This is a genomic window from Dorea amylophila (genome assembly GCF_025567265.1).
Taxonomy (GTDB): Bacteria; Bacillota; Clostridia; order Lachnospirales; family Lachnospiraceae; genus Dorea_A; species Dorea_A amylophila.
In genome coordinates this window covers 184,846-199,946 of the sequence record NZ_JAOQJW010000001.1, presented here as the reverse complement: position 1 = coordinate 199,946, position 15,101 = coordinate 184,846, and the positions used below count along the sequence as shown (strand labels likewise).

Annotated in this window: 16 protein-coding genes; 2 read left to right on the top strand and 14 right to left on the bottom strand. The window is 42.8% G+C overall.

The window, feature by feature from the left end; all coding sequences use genetic code 11:
* Positions 1-115 precede the first annotated feature (115 nt).
* The 3 genes from carB to OCV72_RS01005 form a co-directional block, all read right to left on the bottom strand.
* Positions 116-3,313, bottom strand: coding sequence for a carbamoyl-phosphate synthase large subunit (gene carB / locus OCV72_RS01015; RefSeq protein WP_055281213.1), 3,198 nt, complete (start codon positions 3,311-3,313; stop codon positions 116-118).
* Complete coding sequence (locus OCV72_RS01010; RefSeq protein WP_028086254.1) at positions 3,313-4,383, bottom strand: carbamoyl phosphate synthase small subunit; 1,071 nt, start codon at positions 4,381-4,383, stop codon at positions 3,313-3,315. Before OCV72_RS01010 ends, carB begins: the two co-directional genes overlap by 1 nt.
* 259 nt (positions 4,384-4,642) lie before the next feature.
* Entirely contained in the window at positions 4,643-5,890 is a 1,248-nt protein-coding gene (locus OCV72_RS01005) for a transglutaminase domain-containing protein (RefSeq protein ID WP_055281282.1), read from the bottom strand.
* A gap of 158 nt (positions 5,891-6,048) precedes the next feature.
* Between OCV72_RS01005 and OCV72_RS01000 the strand changes: the two genes are divergently transcribed.
* Positions 6,049-6,945, top strand: a complete 897-nt coding sequence (locus OCV72_RS01000) for a carboxypeptidase-like regulatory domain-containing protein (RefSeq protein WP_081020963.1) — start codon at positions 6,049-6,051, stop codon at positions 6,943-6,945.
* A gap of 32 nt (positions 6,946-6,977) precedes the next feature.
* Here OCV72_RS01000 and OCV72_RS00995 read toward each other — a convergent pair whose 3' ends face one another.
* The 7 genes from OCV72_RS00995 to OCV72_RS00965 all read right to left on the bottom strand — a co-directional run bounded on the left by OCV72_RS00995 (position 6,978) and on the right by OCV72_RS00965 (position 9,430).
* Positions 6,978-7,862 carry an N-acetylmuramoyl-L-alanine amidase gene (locus OCV72_RS00995; protein WP_055281211.1) on the bottom strand — a complete coding sequence of 295 codons (885 nt, stop codon included), beginning with the start codon at positions 7,860-7,862 and terminating at the stop codon, positions 6,978-6,980.
* A 2-nt stretch (positions 7,863-7,864) separates the two neighbouring features.
* The gene (locus tag OCV72_RS00990) at positions 7,865-7,990 is read right to left on the bottom strand and encodes a hypothetical protein (RefSeq protein WP_262568813.1); all 126 of its coding nucleotides are present in this window, start codon (positions 7,988-7,990) and stop codon (positions 7,865-7,867) included.
* A gap of 54 nt (positions 7,991-8,044) precedes the next feature.
* Positions 8,045-8,251 carry a holin gene (locus OCV72_RS00985; RefSeq protein ID WP_055281209.1) on the bottom strand — a complete coding sequence of 69 codons (207 nt, stop codon included), beginning with the start codon at positions 8,249-8,251 and terminating at the stop codon, positions 8,045-8,047.
* Positions 8,252-8,491, bottom strand: a complete 240-nt coding sequence (locus OCV72_RS00980; RefSeq protein WP_070099609.1) for a hypothetical protein — start codon at positions 8,489-8,491, stop codon at positions 8,252-8,254.
* A gap of 104 nt (positions 8,492-8,595) precedes the next feature.
* Entirely contained in the window at positions 8,596-8,775 is a 180-nt protein-coding gene (locus OCV72_RS00975; RefSeq protein WP_055281204.1) for a hypothetical protein, read from the bottom strand.
* 12 nt (positions 8,776-8,787) lie between these two features.
* A complete protein-coding gene (locus OCV72_RS00970) occupies positions 8,788-8,958 on the bottom strand; it encodes a hypothetical protein (RefSeq protein WP_242859180.1) in 171 nt (56 codons plus the stop codon).
* Positions 8,959-8,983: 25 nt separating this feature from the next.
* A complete protein-coding gene (locus tag OCV72_RS00965) occupies positions 8,984-9,430 on the bottom strand; it encodes a hypothetical protein (protein WP_055281200.1) in 447 nt (148 codons plus the stop codon).
* A gap of 133 nt (positions 9,431-9,563) precedes the next feature.
* On the opposite strand from OCV72_RS00965, the gene OCV72_RS00960 reads away from it, so the two are divergent.
* Positions 9,564-9,815, top strand: coding sequence for a hypothetical protein (locus tag OCV72_RS00960; protein ID WP_155515187.1), 252 nt, complete (start codon positions 9,564-9,566; stop codon positions 9,813-9,815).
* 5 nt (positions 9,816-9,820) lie between these two features.
* Here OCV72_RS00960 and OCV72_RS00955 read toward each other — a convergent pair whose 3' ends face one another.
* From OCV72_RS00955 to OCV72_RS00940, 4 genes are read right to left on the bottom strand one after another with little or no spacing between them, the layout of a single operon-like run.
* Positions 9,821-10,642: a hypothetical protein gene (locus tag OCV72_RS00955; protein WP_242859179.1), complete on the bottom strand. Its 822-nt coding sequence runs from the start codon at positions 10,640-10,642 to the stop codon at positions 9,821-9,823.
* Positions 10,629-11,630, bottom strand: a complete 1,002-nt coding sequence (locus OCV72_RS00950) for a Gp37-like protein (RefSeq protein ID WP_055281196.1) — start codon at positions 11,628-11,630, stop codon at positions 10,629-10,631. The genes OCV72_RS00955 and OCV72_RS00950 overlap by 14 nt, the downstream gene beginning before the upstream one ends.
* Complete coding sequence (locus tag OCV72_RS00945) at positions 11,624-12,409, bottom strand: hypothetical protein (RefSeq protein WP_055281194.1); 786 nt, start codon at positions 12,407-12,409, stop codon at positions 11,624-11,626. The genes OCV72_RS00950 and OCV72_RS00945 overlap by 7 nt, the downstream gene beginning before the upstream one ends.
* Positions 12,406-15,045: a phage tail protein gene (locus OCV72_RS00940; RefSeq protein ID WP_055281192.1), complete on the bottom strand. Its 2,640-nt coding sequence runs from the start codon at positions 15,043-15,045 to the stop codon at positions 12,406-12,408. The genes OCV72_RS00945 and OCV72_RS00940 overlap by 4 nt, the downstream gene beginning before the upstream one ends.
* Positions 15,046-15,101: the final 56 nt, after the last annotated feature.

The following is a 15,101-nucleotide window of genomic DNA, read 5'->3' as shown; positions in this document are numbered from 1 at the left end:
TTTTTTATTTACTTTCTTGCCATGATCCACGTTTTTTTGTATAAAAAAATCCCTCATACAGGACTTTTTCGTCCTATATGAGGGTGTATTCACTCAGCTGATTATTTCAATCTGATTAAACTTTAGCAATATCAATCAGTGTCAGTTTCTGAATGTCTGTATTCTCCAGACTGGTGATCAGTGCTTTTGCTGTATCGATCGCTGTCAGTACATTGACACCTGTCTCGATCGCATTTCTACGGATCACGAATCCGTCTCTTGAGTGATCAGCTCCCTGCGGAGGTGTGTCGATAACCAGGTCGATCTTATGTCCGAGGATCAGATCCATAAGGTTCGGTGATTCCTGCTCGATCTTATTCACTGTCATAGCCTTTACTCCGGCATCTGTCAGAACCTTGGCAGTTCCTTCTGTAGCAAAGATCTTGTAACCGATCTTCTCGAATCTGCGTCCGATCTCTACTGCTTCTTCCTTATCTTCATCACGAACTGTCATAATCATGTTCTTGTGTTTTGGAAGTTTGACTCCGGCACCGATGAATGCTTTATAAAGAGCCTCATCAAATGTCTTGGCAATTCCCAGACACTCTCCGGTAGACTTCATCTCAGGTCCAAGGCTGATATCAGCACCGCGGATCTTCTCAAATGAGAATACCGGCATCTTGATTGCAAAATAATCTGCTTCCGGCTGTAATCCAGGTGTATAACCAAGTTCTTTGATCTTGTGTCCGATGATCACTTTTGTTGCAAGTGGTACGATTGGAATACCTGTTACCTTACTGATATATGGAACCGTACGGCTGGAACGAGGATTAACCTCGATAACATATACATCTTCTCCACATACGATGAACTGAATATTGATCAATCCGATTACGTGTAATGATTTTGCAAGTCTTCTTGTATATTCGGCAATTGTCTCTTTTGTCTTCTGAGAGATGCTCTGTGCAGGATATACAGAAATACTGTCTCCCGAATGGATTCCGGCACGTTCGATATGCTCCATGATACCAGGAATCAGGATATCTTCTCCGTCACATACGGCATCAACCTCGATCTCTTTACCCTGTAAATACTTATCAACCAGGATTGGGTGATCCTGTGCGATACGGTTGATGATTCCGATAAACTCATCAATATCGTGATCGTTGATCGCAATCTGCATTCCCTGTCCGCCAAGTACGTAAGAAGGTCTTACCAGTACCGGATAACCCAGTCTGTTTGCAACTTTCTTCGCTTCTTCTGCTGTAAATACAGTTCCACCTGTCGGTCTTGGAATCTCGCACTGCTCAAGAATCTCATCAAACAGCTCACGGTCTTCGGCTGCATCTACATTTTCAGCAGATGTTCCAAGAATCGGAACGCCCATCTTCATAAGAGATTCTGTCAGCTTGATCGCTGTCTGTCCACCGAACTGTACAACTGCTCCGTCCGGTTTTTCCAGATCTACGATACTTTCTACATCTTCCGGTGTCAGAGGCTCGAAATACAGCTTGTCAGCGATATCGAAGTCTGTACTTACTGTCTCAGGGTTGTTATTTACAATAATCGTCTCGTATCCTTCTTTGGCAAATGCCCATGTACAATGTACAGAACAGAAGTCGAACTCGATACCCTGTCCGATACGGATCGGTCCGGAACCAAGTACCAGTACTTTCTTCTTGCCGGAAGTTTCAACTACTTCATTCTCACTTCCGAATACAGAGTAGTAATATGGTGTCTCTGCTGCGAACTCAGCCGCACAGGTATCAACCATCTTATAAGAAGCTGTGATGCCATTGTCATGACGAAGGTCATGGATCTCACGCTCTGTCTTTCCTGTCAGTTCTGCGATCACATTATCCGGGAACTCTAAGCGTTTTGCTTCTTTTAATGTCTCTGCTGTTAATTCTTCTGTCTTTAATTTCTGTTCCATCTCTACAAGAATTGCGATCTTGTCAATGAACCAGTTGTCAATCTTTGTAATTCTGTGAATGTCTTCGTAGCTGATGCCCTGACGGATTGCTTCTGCGATTTTCCAGATACGACGGTCATCTACAACTTTCAGTTCTTCTAACAGTTCTTCTCCTTTTAAATGAGAGAAGTCATAAGACATAAGGCTGTCTACATGCTGTTCCAGAGAACGGATGGCTTTCATAAGTGCTCCCTCGAAGTTATCACAGATACTCATAACTTCTCCGGTCGCTTTCATCTGTGTTGTCAGTGTACGTTTTGCACTGATGAACTTATCAAATGGAAGTCTCGGGATCTTTACAACACAGTAGTCAAGCATAGGCTCGAAACTTGCGTATGTCTTCTTTGTTACTGCGTTCTTGATCTCGTCCAGTGTATATCCAAGAGCGATCTTTGCTGCAACCTTGGCAATCGGATATCCTGTTGCCTTAGATGCAAGTGCAGAAGAACGGCTTACACGAGGGTTAACCTCGATTACACAGTACTCAAATGAATCTGGATTCAGCGCATACTGTACGTTACATCCACCAGTGATATTTAACTCACTGATAATATTAAGAGCAGATGTACGGAGCATCTGGTACTCTTTATCGCTCAGTGTCTGAGAAGGTGCTACTACGATACTGTCTCCGGTATGTACACCTACAGGGTCCAGGTTTTCCATATTACATACGGTAATGCAGTTACCATTGCTGTCACGCATTACTTCGTACTCGATCTCTTTCCATCCTGCGATGCAACGTTCTACCAAAACTTCCCCAACACGTGAAAGACGAAGTCCGTTTTCCAGGATCTCTACGAGTTCTGTTCTATTATCCGCGATTCCTCCGCCGCTTCCTCCAAGTGTATAAGCCGGACGAAGTACAACCGGATATCCGATGCTTTCTGCAAATTCAATACCTGTCTGCACATCCTTTACGACTTTAGAAGCTGCACAAGGCTCACCGATCTTCTCCATCGTCATCTTGAATTCCAAACGGTCTTCCGCTTTTTTGATCGTCTCGGAAGTAGTACCGATCAAACGTACATTATTTCTCTTAAGGAATCCATTTTCTTCAAGTTCCATAGCCAGGTTCAGCGCTGCCTGTCCGCCAAGTGTCGGAAGAACACTGTCTGGTTTTTCTTTTAAAATCAGCTGTTCTACTACTTCAACTGTCAGAGGTTCAATGTATACGCGGTCTGCGATATCTTTATCTGTCATGATTGTAGCCGGATTAGAGTTCAGCAGAACTACTTCCAGACCTTCTTCTTTTAACGAACGGCAGGCCTGTGTACCTGCGTAGTCAAACTCCGCTGCCTGTCCAATGATAATAGGACCAGAGCCAATTACTAATACTTTCTTAATATCTTTAATTCTAGGCATTATTTTGCTCCTTTCATCATATCCATAAATCTGTCAAACAGGTATCCGGAATCCAGTGGTCCCGGACAAGCTTCCGGATGGAACTGAACTGTAAAAATGTTCTTTCCTTCATATGCAAGTCCTTCGTTGGTTCCGTCATTCACATTGATAAACGCTTCTTTTGCTACTTTCGGGTCAATTGACGTACCGTCAACTGCATAACCATGATTCTGTGAAGAAATGTAAACCCTGTTGTTGGTCAGATCCTTCACCGGATGGTTACCGCCGCGGTGTCCATATTTCAACTTATAAGTCTTTGCGCCATTTGCAAGTGCCATAAGCTGATGTCCAAGACAAATTGCAAAAATAGGAATATCAGTATTGTATAATTTCTTGATCTCTTCGATAATAGATACGCATGTCTCCGGATCTCCAGGTCCATTAGACAACATAATACCGTCCGGTTCAGAAGCAATGATTTCTTCTGCCTTTGTACCTGCCGGATAGACTGTTACTTCACAGCCGCGTTCATTTAAAGACTTGGCAATGTTCTTTTTCGCACCAAAGTCCATAAGAGCTACCTTTGGTCCATTGCCTTCTAAGACATATTTTTCATCACATGTTACTTTTGATACCACATCACCAACTGTATAAGCTTTTAGCTTCGGAAGGATCTCGTCTAAATTATAATTCTCATTGGTGGTGATCATTCCATTCATGGTTCCCTTTTCACGAAGAATCTTTGTAAGGGCACGTGTATCAATTCCTGCAATTCCCGGAATATCCTGTTCTTTCAGGAAATCCTGAATTGTTCCTTCACAACGGAAGTTGCTTGGCATTCTGGAAAGTTCTCTTACGATATATCCATCCGGCCATGCCTTCCTTGACTCCATATCCGGTGTGATGCCATAATTTCCAATCAATGGATAGGTCATTACTACGGCCTGTCCCGCATAAGAAGGGTCGGTTAATACCTCCAGATAACCTGTCATTGAAGTATTAAACACTATCTCACTAATCATGTCTTTTGTCGAACCGATACTGGTTCCGGTAAAGACAGTCCCGTCTTCTAATATAAGAAATGCTTTCATATATTCACCTTTTCCCTTCTGTGTTTCTTTTTCTTTTTTATGAAGCCATCCCGCCGTCCCTCAGGTATATTCCTATATTTGGGCAAAAAAAATTCGTTGTAACAAGGAATTTTTTCTTAAAAATATAGAACAAAAGGCAGTTTGTGCAAGCACAAAACTGCCCTGTTTTAATCCATCGGTACCAGACAATTTATGTCTTCACAAATTGTAAAAATTATACTACATAATCCGAGGATTTTCAACGGATATTTTTGTTTTTTTATGAATACTGCCAAAATATTACAATCTTGTGTAATCTCGGATCATCGATGTACTGGTACTTCACCTGTAATAACCCATAGTAGTCTGCCAGATTCTGCGCTGCTTTTGCAAGTTCTTTCTGGAAAATGTCATCATGCGCCTGTTGATAAACCGCATTGTCAGAGAACTTGAAAGTGGTCGCACTTTTCTTCGTCCAGATTGTCTGGTTCATGGCTCCCAATGCCTGTTCCGCATCATACTGCGTGTAATACATTCCATTTACCACATAATAATTGCAATCCATCTTGCTGCACTCCGGCATCTGCGTGTCTTTATCCAGGATATGTGTCTGGAACAGCTGTGTATCATCACAGCACATGTAATCATAACTGATATTTGTCTTATTCCCGGAAGTGTCTGTTTCTTGATTTGTATCCCAGGATATCTCCTCGCCTTCTTCCTGCTGAAACACCGGATCTCCCCAGGTTGTGTCAACGTAATAATAATCGCCGTTGCACTTCACCAGATTCCATGCATGGTTTCCGCCTTCTGTCGTCTTTCCTGTCACATAAGTACAGAACACACCAAGCTGTTCCAGTAAGTATTGCGTTGCCTTTGAATATCCGGCACATACGGATTGCCTGTTGACAAATATGCTGTAAATGTTCTGGTTATCCGGTGCACTCTCGTCATAGTCCACTTCATCTACGATTTTTTCATACACATAGAGAATTTTTTGATACTCATCTGCATCAGCATCCAGACCTGCCAGCCACTTTGCTGCCGCCTGCGTAATCTCTGTCTGCATCGTCTGGCTTTCCTTAGCTGTATAAAAATATTTTGGTTTCAGAACCGTATAGCTTTCCGTTCCCTTATGCGTTGTAGCTGTCGCTGTTCCATCACACCAGAAGATATCCGGCTGATCTTTCATCAGCTTCCGGAATATCTGATTCGTCTCATCCGCATCTGTATCATGTACATAGATCTCCTCTGTGTGATTTCTGACACCTTCCAGGATTTCCCGATAAACTTGCTTCTGTTCTTCCGGCAATTGCCGGTAATAGTATTTTTCTGTGTTCTCTTCTGTCGTTTTGGATACTTTCTGATAAGGAATCTCTTCCTGTTTATCGGAAATAAACTGTTCCATATCTATGTATCCGATTCGCTCTGCTGCCGCGATCCCTATGAGTAAGATGCATATCAGAATCAGGATGAGCGTTTTCTTTTTTCTTCTTTTTCTATATATTCGCAAATGTCTTCTTTTCATGCTCTGTTTTTCGCTCCTGTTTCTATCATTCTTATGATTTCCTGCATAATGTAGGAATACTTTATTATACCGGTTTCTTTCTCTTTCCGCAATTCTCACATTTTTCTTACTTCTGCATACTCTGTCAGTAACAGAGTCTTAAAAGAGGTCCTATTATTATGAATGGAGCGACTCCAACCACTCAGGATACTCCTGATAAAGGCCGTCTGCAGATCAATCTTGTCTCTGACATCACTGCATATCCGATTCAGGGAGCCCGGATTTCCATCTCCTACACCGGTATCCCGGAAACTCCTTTAGAGCAGCTTACTACCGACAGTTCCGGACAGACCGATATGATCGATCTTGCCGCACCACCGCTGGAATACAGCCTGGACCCGGAAAATGAGATCCAGCCATATTCAGAATACACCTTACAAATATCTGCTGCCGGATATGAATCCGTCAGCATTGCCGGAACAGAGATTCTGCCCAACGTAACAGCCCTGCAGAATGTCAGCATGAAACCCGTCGATAACCAGGAAGAAAATGAAGCTATGTTCGTCATACCCGCTCATACATTATATGCCACATACCCACCCAAGATTCCAGAGGATGAGATCAAGCCAACCATCGAATCCGGTGAGATTGTCTTAAGCCGTGTCGTCGTTCCTGAATATATTGTTGTCCACGATGGAAGCCCGCGGGATTCTACCGCAAGAAATTATTACGTAAAGTATAAAGACTATATCAAAAATGTGGCTTCCAGCGAAATCTATGCTACCTGGCCTGAAGATACGATCCGGGCAAATGTTCTGGCGATCATGTCCTTCACACTGAACCGTGTGTATACAGAATGGTACCGGAACAAAGGATATGATTTCACGATTACATCATCTACCGCTTTTGACCATAAATGGATTCCCGAACGGAATATCTATGATACGATCTCTGTGATCGTTGATGAATTGTTTGCCGATTATCTTTCCAGACCGAATGTGAAGCAGCCGATACTGACACAGTATTGTGACGGGCGGCAGGTGCAGTGTCCGAATTGGATGACCTTTTTGCTATAACCTATAAAGTGGATTTTTACCTATTTATAATTCTATCCTACATACACTTTTCCGCCATATCGTGCAGCAATCCAGCCGGATGGAATCTGCATCCAGATATCGTTGCCGATCATTTTGGTTGCCATGCAGGTTACTCTTGTTCCTTTCTTAAGGTTACCATTGCCATAGGCATTCTTTTTAGCATTTGCTGAAAGCTCATTATAAGCTTTTGTTCTGTATCCGGTTCCAGCTCCGGTACGTACTCTAAGAGCATCTGCCTTAAGAGTGTAGGTGTTTCCGGTTCTGTACGGATTAGATGATACCGGTTTAGCTGCAGGTTTTGGTGCTGGCTTAGGAGTCGGTGTTGTAGCTGGTTTTGATGCCGGTACTGCCCCAACAGATTTATCCAGAATACCTTCTGTGATTGCTTTACAGATGGCATTCACGCCAACCTTATTGTACAGATCTGCATCATCCTTATCATCGACAAATCCTACTTCAATCAGCATGGCAGGTGATTTGGTATGCCTCAGGACATACAGACCAGTGCTAATCTTAACGCCCCTGTTCGTAAATCCGAGTGCTGCCAGTTTTGCACACACTCTTCCGGCTGCAGCATAAGCCTTAGAGCTGGTACTGTATACGAACACTTCCACACCTTTTGTCTTTCCGTCTCCAGGATCCACCCTAGCCGCATTCTGGTGGATGGAGATATCTAAGTCTGCAGAGTGGGTATTACATTTGGCTACGATGTTCGCAAGGTTGGCTCCTACTGTTTTTCCAACATCATCTGTGCAGTTATAAGCTGTATGTCCTGATGCCTGCAGTAATGTGATTACACCAGCCGTGATTTTTCTGTCTTCTGTTACTTCGTCCAGATAGTGTCCTGCTCCCGGTACAATCCTATTGTGTCCGCCGTGTACGTTATAAGTTCCCATGATTATACCTCCTGTTCTGCCTGTTTCTTTGCTTCTGCGATTTCTTCTGGTGTTGGCTCGATGCCTTCGTCGAACTCATAACCTTCGTTCTGATCAGCTACTACTTCCATGTTTTTGTTATCTTCCATGATTGTTCTCCTTCCTGTGCGACGTCGCACAATATATAATATGTAAGAGGACGATTATTCGCCCTCTGTGTTACATTCCGGTAATCCGGAAATGCTCATTAGCAGTGACAAGATTCCAGCCAGCGCGGATGCCGAAATCACAAGTTTTGCATCCACCTGTCCGAGTGCTGTTGCCGTACCGATGGTTGCTATTGCAGTCTGTGCTACAGTTTTGATTGCTCTGATTCCAGCACATTTTGCCCACTTCTTCCAATCTTTCATTTAATTCACCCTCTCTTCTAAATCTGAAATTCTATGATTTGCTACCTTCATTTTTTCTTCCTGTAGTGCCATCTGTTCTTCCAGGTGGTAAGTACGTTCTATTGTATTATTATGCTTATCAACTCTTTTTGTGAGTTCGTCCAGCTTATACTCCATAAGCGATCTTGTCTTCTCTTGCTGAATCAAACACACTACTAGAGTTACTCCTGCGGATATACAGGCTGAGATAATTGTTGCCATGTGCTTTCCTTTCTTCCAAAAATGCGTAATAAAATAAGACCTGCTACGGTCTTGCACGTATTTCCATATGTACCTCCTAATCTCCCAGTATCAGTGCAATCTTCTTAGCTCTTAGCGCATCTCCTCCACCGACAGATACTTCCCGCCGTAATGCTCCCCGCACCGGTTATACCAGGAACGTCCGCAAGCTGTGTTGGAAGAACGTCTTCCTTACTGTCTGCCAGACGCTCCAGACGCATACCGCCATCACCATAGGTTCGTTTGATATCTATTAATGTAACCATGCACTACACCTCCTAGTCTACGATTACGTCCTCATAGCCATCTGTTTTCAGGATGGTATCAACATCCTCTTTCCAGTTTTTGTAGAGGCTCGTCCGAACGAAATATGCTCTGTATTTCTTCTGTCCTGCTGCTGTGCTTTTGTCTGCCTCCCTCATGATCATTCTTGCAATAAATGTAGTCATATCATTCATCCTTTCTTTTCCTTTCTTATTTTGTATCCGTATTTTCTGTATTAGTTTCTTCTGTGCCATCACCGAGCAGTGCCGGTAACACGTCTGTGAGGATACTGTCCACGGTAGCGATAAGCTCTGCGTTTTCAGCCTCACGGCTTTTATTAGCTTCCGTTAGATTGTCCACATGCTCTTCCAGTGCATCAATACGATCCATTGGTGATTCTTTTTCCCGATACATCACTACGCCAAGAATCCCACCGGTATATTTCACCAGTGCATTCAGGTTTGTGTAATCTTCGTACTCTGCTACGGTCGTTTCTCTTTCCGTTACAGTAATCTTTTTCGTCCGGAATTCGTCCTGGAATGTATTCCGGAGTTCGTCCTCTGTAGCAGAGATGGTTTTGATCAGAAGACTTCCATCTGTTCGGATGGTTGCCGACTGGACGGTCATTTCTGACGCATCATTAAAAGTAATTTTCATAATATATATCTCTCTCCTTTCTGTGTAAAATAAGGATTTGACTGAGAAATTGGGGTTCCAAATGTTGCTTAACACCGATGAGCAACAGATCTATACGATGTATGGCGGCCGGGTTAAGGTAGTATCTGGCACGATGATAGTTAACATTGCCATGAACATTGGGTATGCGAAACTGTTTTCTGTCGAGCAATTAAAAAACTGGTTTGGAGATGACCATGCTACATCACGGCTTAGCATAAAAACATACAATGGAGATGATGTGGCACAAGAAGTGCATTTTTACGCCCCGGAGATATGGAGTGGTGAAATATTTCAGTATTTCTATCCAACCAATCGCGAAGGAGGTATGCGTGTTAACTATAAGTTAGAATATGTGTATGGATAACATTTCTACTCAACTATTACCACCCCGTATCCAAACCAGCTTGCGGAATTCCCGTAAGCTACAGACTGCAGGTATGCGCCTTTTCCGGAAAACGTGATACTTCCGTAACCGACTATTGAGTTCCCAACTACCATTTTTACCGGAACGCACTGAGCAAATAATATCCGAAGCGGGACACCGGCCATAATAAGGTTATTAGGGATAGCTTCTGTTACGCCAGTATTTGTGTTTTGCAGGGTTACATACACCTGATTGTGGCTAATATGCCGGTATTTCATGGTCCACCCGTTTTCGAAATACGTTTTCTCGGTTGGATCATAGTCCAGTAACTTGGACAAATCCTTATTTGTCTTAGCGATCTCCAGCATCTTCGTTACTTCCGTAATATTAATTCCGTCAAAATGAACTTCAAATGCCGGACAATCGTCCACAAGATCACCTTCCTGTAAATTTCCTTTTGTATATTCCGGAACTGTCGGATTAGACTCTGCCGGCGTGCCCATAATCACGATCCATTCATTCTTTTCTGTATTATCCTCTTCATTTCTTGTGTACCGGTTAACAACCAGATCTATCCTCTTCATCCCCTGTGAACCATTTGTAAGCTCCACTTCATCATAGGTCCCGATTTTTACAGAAGACACATTTCCGTGATGGCACATCATTCCACTTCGGATTTTAAGCAAATTGTTAGATACCAGCTCCGGCTCCAGATTTTCTCCAGACGGCAATATACAACTCTCATCACCAATAATTCCTTCTATAATCTGCCGGAACTGCTGGCTTGTAACATGGGGTTTTCCTGTTCTTCCACTAACTATCTCCATTGTCATTCTCTCCTTCCAATTCGTATTCTTTGGATTCAATCCTATTAGTAATACTGTAGATGATATTTTCTATTGGTTTGCTCGAATACATCCCTGTAAGATAATCTCGTCCACCAACAATATCGCCAATACCCACATCGATTCCAAGTTTCGCTATATCCATGCCAAATGTCTTTTTACTGCATAAATCCTGTAATTTCTTCGTACTCTGGCTTTCCAGTTCATCTGTCTCTGTCGATGTATTTTCATACACTTGTGCGATTTCATCTAAGCCTTTATAATACTGTGTTTTCTTAAAAGAGCCATCCGGCCAAACATAGAGATGAAATACATTTCGATCCTGTAATTCTCCTTTTCCTGTCACAATCAAATGATTTACTCCATTTCTTTTATCTTCCATCGTGTAATTAAGCCCACAATCCTTAGACAGCTCAATCTCATCAGAATGGTCTACAACCGGTACTGCTTCAATCAAAACGTATCCTTGGATTCCTTTCTCGCGCTTATGCCGAATACTCAATCTATATCCTACAGATTTCAGCATCTTTGTAATTCCTTCCAGTAATGTACAATAACGATCGAACTGATAATTACTCACTGCAGCACCCGTATCTGTGCCAGACACAACATACAATCCGCCAAATTCCGGTTCTATCAGTTTCTTAAGAATTGCATTTAACTCCCCGGACACTACCCTGTAATCACTTCCGGCCGGCGGCTCTATTACTTTCATTGCCATGCGTCCACGCCATGTATAACCTTTCAGCTCTACATAATCCAGAGTTGTATCGGTCAACACATCTTCGATAATTCCGCCAAATTCTGTATCTGGCACGTACACCAGATTTCCGAATATCATTTCTTCTGTCCAGTTACATCTGGCAATCTTGATGGAAAATTCCCTATCTTTGTTAGCATCAAAGGTGCAATTCGCATCTAACAGTGGATTCGTTCCTATTTCTCTGCTCCTTGTCGCCAGAATTACCATGCTGCCTCCTTCCGCTTCAGAAACACATATAAATCTATTCCGAAGTCTCCACTCCAATTTACCGATATCAATCCGGATGGGATTTTCTCAAATACGGAATAATCATATCCACGGACGTCAAACAGATTCGCTATTGTTCCATTGGAAAGATATTTCATGATCGTCTGCTCCGAGCTGTTTATAATCAAATATTCATTCTTCTCTAACGTAGTAAGGACTTCATATGGATAACCATTCATTAATACCTTAGGATTTACGCATGGCCCATATATGACCATTTCAAAATCGGACGGAATAATATGATCAACTTCAAATTCTGCAGTCCCTCTTTTCTCGTTCATAAAATCAAATGGAAAATCACAAGCAAAATCCAAGCCGCTATCTGCAGTTATTTCTTTTTGCGGGAAAAATCTTTTTTCCAAGACCGTGATCCAAGACAATTCCGGAGCAAGGAATGTAAGCTCTACCTCCGTATACACATATCCTTTCCATCCCGTTTTCTTGGTCTTATAAATCTGACACGGCAAGAACGTATCATTCACATATAAACGCCCGTAATTCCCTGTTTCAGCATCCACGGAGATGATTCTATACAGCGTTTCCATGTTCTGCGTGAACTCTTCTCTCTTTCCAAATACGTCCAAGGTAATTACCTTTTCATAACCATCCCCTGTCTCTTCCCATGTACTGTCAAACCAGTCCGCATCTATTGTGCGAAAAGGTGCCCTGGTCAACCAGAGCACCTCTCCCTTGCTGTTCTCATAATATGCCTTTATCATAATGCCGGCACCGCTCCTTTCGGTAATGGCTCATCAATTCTCTTTGTTCCCAGATAGATTGGACGTTTCGCCATTTTTTCTGCAGCTCGCATCTGGATTTTTTCTAACCGGTCATAATCGATATCTTTTCCTCCATCGAATCCCGGATAATTCTTTACTCTTCCAACTGTCTTGTCTGCAGTTCTCGCCGATAATGCAAGATCTACGGACTTCTGCAATCCGGATACCACTTTCTGCACACCCACGTTCATAGACTTGATCGGAATGTTCTTCTCAAATCCAATTCCCATACCAAGAGCCATCATCTTACCCACCTGATCACGGAATACTCTGGATGGCGAATGGATTCCAAGAGCACTCTTTGCCGCATCTAATGCTTTGTTTGCTGCACTTTTCGCCGCTTCTACGATTGCACCGGCTGCACCGGTTAATCCACTGGCAATGCCCTTTATAATATTCATTCCAACACTGCCCCAGTTCACACTGGTAAATGCATTCTTAATCTGGCTTACCATGCTTGGAATCTTTCCGATCAATGCCGGTATTCCCTGCACTAGTCCAACAGCGAGTTTACTTATGATCTGCACTCCTGCGGTCAGAATCTTTGGAAGATTCGTTATGATAGTCGATGCAAGCTTTTCAATAATCACTGGTGCCTTCGCTGCCACCAATGGGATTGAATTTGCAATTCCACTTGCGAGGCCTTTCATTAAGTTAAGTCCTGAAGTAATTAATTGTGGAAGATTGCTTATCAATGATGTGACCAATGTCAGTATCATCTGTACTGCACATGGTATCAATTGAGGTAATTGTGCTGCCAGACTGCTCGTCAATGTGGATATAATGCTTACTCCGGCAGTAATCAATGCCGGCAGATTCACCGTAATTGCATTTAGGATTCCCATGATCAGCGTTGCACCCTGAGCAACCAATCCAGGTAATGCTGCAGTAATTCCATTTGCGAAATTTGTGATTACTTCCGGTCCTTTTGTCTGCACAAGCAATAGCAACTGATCAATCTGTGTGCCAAACTGGCTGTAGATCAATCCCATACCGGCTACGATAATAGCTGCTCCTGCACCAATATTGATCAACTTGAAAAATGTTGGCGCAAAGGACGCTACTCTTGATAAAATCGGTGTAAACGCATCCCCGATAAAGCCGGCGTATTCGGATATCTTTGTTCCAACTTTCCCCAGAACTTTGGAAATCTTCGCTGAAACGGCTGACATCTTTGTGCCAAGCTCTGCAAATTTCTTTGTTATTCCAGGGAACTTTTCAGCAAGCTTAGGACCAATTTGTCCAATAGCTCCACCTATCTTTTTAACAGTATCAATTACAGCTCCGGTGATTTTTCCTCCCGGTCCATTCGCCCAGGACTCAGCCATAAATCCGCCAAGATCTTTCAGACGAGGAGCTATTTTCTCCCCAAGATCCTGGAACGGAAGCGCAATACTTTCGCCGAGATATTTGAACTCACCACCTATCTTTTTAAACGTGGCACTGGCACTCTTTGCCCCTTTAGGTACTTTACCTATAGATGTGACAACTCCGTCTATAATGCCATTAAATCCATCGGTCGCAGTTTTTACATTTTCAATCCCTTTTCCAAATATGGACAGCGCCGGAGCCGATCCGGCAATTACCACTGCCATTTTTCCAAGATTCAACAGTTGATCACTGTTCATTCCCTTCAGCTCATTTGCTAATTTGGAAATACTATCAGTAAAACCTTTTACTTGTGGAACAGCGCCGCCGATTTTTCCGGCAAGTGTGCTGACAACATCCATTCCCGTTTTTCCTAATCTTGGGATGATCTGTCCTAAATTTGTAAAAATATTCTGCGCTGCAGTCCAGAATGTCTCTACAAGGTCATTTGCACTTATAACTCCAGCTTCAAAGTTTTCCCAAGCTGCTTTGGCAGAATTCACAGAACCTTCAATTGTAGTCACTGCTTCTTTCGAAGTAGTCCCAGTGATTCCCATCTGCTTTTGGACAACACTAATAGCATTTACAATATTTCCGAAGGACAAGCTGCTTGCATCGACTGTAACACCAAGTTCTTTCTGGACATCAGTCATCTTTGACGCATCAGAAATGAGACGTTTCATCTCTTCCTGAGTACCGCCATACCCAAGCTTTAAGTTATCTAGCATGGTGTAATTCTGCTTTGCAAATCCCTGATATGCGTTCTGGATGTCACGCATATTCGTGCCCATCTTATTAGCATTATCAGACATATCTACAATGGCACGATCCGCATAAGATGCTGCTTTCGCAGTATCTCCGCCAAGACTCTGTAACAGTGATGCAGAAAAGCTTGTCACTGTTTCCATGTAGTTGTTTGCTGACATTCCTGCAGTCTTGTATGCCTTATTTGCGTTTGCTATGACCGTATTCGCACTGTCTTTGAATAGAGTCTCTACACCACCTACCTGTTGCTCCATGTTGGCAACTACACCGAGTGACGATTTTATAATTGCTGCAGCTCCGGTTCCGACTGCAGCAATTGCTCCAGTCATTGCCTTACTGACTATTGATAGTCCTGATTTGCCAAGACTACCAAGTTTACTTATACCGTCATTAAATCCCTTTTCATTTATCTTGGTATCAAAATTTAAATAGCCGTCTGCCATACTATCATCCTTTCTGATAGCACGGCTCAACGGCTCACATGTGCTTTATATCTTTA

What these genes read in the sequence shown, in the direction of transcription:
- OCV72_RS00970 (WP_242859180.1), bottom strand. Translation starts at nt 8,958, where the DNA reads ATGACTACATTTATTGCAAGAATGATCATGAGGGAGGCAGACAAAAGC.
- OCV72_RS01005 (WP_055281282.1), bottom strand. Translation starts at nt 5,890, where the DNA reads ATGAAAAGAAGACATTTGCGAATATATAGAAAAAGAAGAAAAAAGAAA.
- OCV72_RS00955 (WP_242859179.1), bottom strand. Translation starts at nt 10,642, where the DNA reads ATGGAGATAGTTAGTGGAAGAACAGGAAAACCCCATGTTACAAGCCAG.
- OCV72_RS00960 (WP_155515187.1), top strand. Translation starts at nt 9,564, where the DNA reads ATGATAGTTAACATTGCCATGAACATTGGGTATGCGAAACTGTTTTCT.
- carB (WP_055281213.1), bottom strand. Translation starts at nt 3,313, where the DNA reads ATGCCTAGAATTAAAGATATTAAGAAAGTATTAGTAATTGGCTCTGGT.
- OCV72_RS00975 (WP_055281204.1), bottom strand. Translation starts at nt 8,775, where the DNA reads ATGGTTACATTAATAGATATCAAACGAACCTATGGTGATGGCGGTATG.
- OCV72_RS00985 (WP_055281209.1), bottom strand. Translation starts at nt 8,251, where the DNA reads ATGAAAGATTGGAAGAAGTGGGCAAAATGTGCTGGAATCAGAGCAATC.
- OCV72_RS00945 (WP_055281194.1), bottom strand. Translation starts at nt 12,409, where the DNA reads ATGATAAAGGCATATTATGAGAACAGCAAGGGAGAGGTGCTCTGGTTG.
- OCV72_RS00995 (WP_055281211.1), bottom strand. Translation starts at nt 7,862, where the DNA reads ATGGGAACTTATAACGTACACGGCGGACACAATAGGATTGTACCGGGA.
- OCV72_RS01000 (WP_081020963.1), top strand. Translation starts at nt 6,049, where the DNA reads ATGAATGGAGCGACTCCAACCACTCAGGATACTCCTGATAAAGGCCGT.
- OCV72_RS00965 (WP_055281200.1), bottom strand. Translation starts at nt 9,430, where the DNA reads ATGAAAATTACTTTTAATGATGCGTCAGAAATGACCGTCCAGTCGGCA.
- OCV72_RS00990 (WP_262568813.1), bottom strand. Translation starts at nt 7,990, where the DNA reads ATGGAAGATAACAAAAACATGGAAGTAGTAGCTGATCAGAACGAAGGT.
- OCV72_RS01010 (WP_028086254.1), bottom strand. Translation starts at nt 4,383, where the DNA reads ATGAAAGCATTTCTTATATTAGAAGACGGGACTGTCTTTACCGGAACC.
- OCV72_RS00940 (WP_055281192.1), bottom strand. Translation starts at nt 15,045, where the DNA reads ATGGCAGACGGCTATTTAAATTTTGATACCAAGATAAATGAAAAGGGA.
- OCV72_RS00980 (WP_070099609.1), bottom strand. Translation starts at nt 8,491, where the DNA reads ATGGCAACAATTATCTCAGCCTGTATATCCGCAGGAGTAACTCTAGTA.
- OCV72_RS00950 (WP_055281196.1), bottom strand. Translation starts at nt 11,630, where the DNA reads ATGGTAATTCTGGCGACAAGGAGCAGAGAAATAGGAACGAATCCACTG.